Origin of the sequence: Aestuariivita boseongensis, from assembly GCF_001262635.1 — a bacterium.
GTDB lineage: Bacteria > Pseudomonadota > Alphaproteobacteria > Rhodobacterales > Rhodobacteraceae > Aestuariivita > Aestuariivita boseongensis.
Genome location: NZ_JXYH01000120.1, coordinates 1 through 877, shown reverse-complemented (window position 1 = coordinate 877; position 877 = coordinate 1). Strand labels below are relative to the sequence as shown.

The window sequence follows — 877 nt, the reverse complement described above, 5'->3', positions numbered from 1 at the left end:
CCCTCCTCAATACGCCACCGCTCAGATAAAACGTCTGATATTGCTGCGCGAATGCCGGCCTCCGCTGCACGGGACAGATTGATATCCAATCGACGCGCCTCAGACAAAAGCTCGGCATCAAGCGAAAGATTGGTCGCGCGGCGAGAGGATGACGAGGACATGTTATCTCCTTCACGAGAATTATGCGCATAACTATGCGCATATATCGCTTCAATTCATAGGATAACGCAAACTTTGAACACGCACGAAATCAGCGATTTGTGTGCTACTACACATTAACTTGTATAGTCGTCCGATCTGTGCATTTTTGCAAAGTTTCTGTCACGCCTGGACGCTATCCCTCCAACAAAGACTTGATCGCCTCTGCTTTCTCTGCCCGAACAACCGGATCCACGGCCCGATACAATGACAGGAGCTCCCTCTCCTCTTGTGTAACCGGCAAACCGTAGGCGTCGACCAGAATGTCATAAAGATCTGGTTGGTATTCCTTCAGAGCCAGCTGCAAGATCGCCCCCTTCTCGATCTCCAGCGTTTGCTCCAACGCCGGGACACGGTTCAGCGGAACTCGTGTCACGCCCTGTTTGATCATTGAAACAATGCTCGCTGTCGGAAACCCAACCCGTTCCGCGATCTCGCGCTGTGTCAGAGGTGACGCTTCGATCGCGGCAGAAAGCAACTCAGCGGTAGATGTGTAGGTCAATTCTATCTCCCAAGCAAAACTTGAAACTAAACATGTGATAGTCAGCGCTATATCGTCCGTTTCAGGAAGCATAATCCAACCGACAGCAGGGACCTGAACCGTCGAACCTTTAGAAGAGCCGCTGAGCGGCCCCCTGAGAGGCAGTCCGGACCTAGACGCCTGTTTACCCGCACCAAT

At 52.1% G+C, this 877-nt stretch carries 2 protein-coding genes; both read right to left on the bottom strand.

All coding sequences use genetic code 11. From position 1 onward, the window contains the following. A partial coding sequence (locus TR61_RS20625; protein ID WP_082182065.1) for a type II toxin-antitoxin system CcdA family antitoxin occupies positions 1 to 161 on the bottom strand: 161 nt, incomplete at its 3' end. A 173-nt stretch (positions 162 to 334) separates the two neighbouring features. Then, positions 335 to 877 (bottom strand): helix-turn-helix domain-containing protein (locus TR61_RS19415; protein WP_216595449.1); only part of this gene is annotated, 543 nt, incomplete at its 5' end.